This is a genomic window from Stenotrophomonas sp. 3diitr2024 (genome assembly GCF_042136455.1).
GTDB classification, from domain to species: Bacteria; Pseudomonadota; Gammaproteobacteria; order Xanthomonadales; family Xanthomonadaceae; genus Stenotrophomonas; species Stenotrophomonas sepilia.
On the sequence record NZ_JBHHMJ010000588.1, the window covers coordinates 1 to 433 of the forward strand.

Genomic DNA, 433 nt, shown 5'->3' on the forward strand with positions numbered 1-433 from the left:
GATCTACCTGAAGGATGGCGAAGCCGTGCGTGCGGTGTTCACCGGCAAGCAGGCCACGATGAAGCAGCAGCTCGACGATGGCACCTGGATGGACGCGGTGGCCGATCGCATCGACTACGACATCAAGACCGAGATCATCAGCGTCATCGACGGCATTGCGTTCCAGACCAACATCCTGGCGCTGAATGCCGCCGTGGAAGCCGCGCGTGCCGGTGAACAGGGCCGCGGCTTCGCCGTGGTCGCCAGCGAAGTGCGCACCCTCGCCCAGCGCTCGGCGGCTGCCGCCAAGGAGATCAAGGGCTTGATCGACGACTCCGTCGGCAAGGTCGCCGAGGGCTCCAGCCTGGTCCACCAGGCCGGCAGCACCATGGGCGAGATCGTCGCCTCGGTGCAGCGTGTGACCGACATCATGGCCGAGATCTCCGCCGCCTCG

Annotated in this window: 1 protein-coding gene; it reads left to right on the forward strand. The window is 66.3% G+C overall.

Translation table 11 applies throughout. The annotated features are described in order from the left end of the window. A partial coding sequence (locus ABGA94_RS15115; RefSeq protein ID WP_375367678.1) for a methyl-accepting chemotaxis protein occupies positions 1–433 on the forward strand: 433 nt, incomplete at both ends.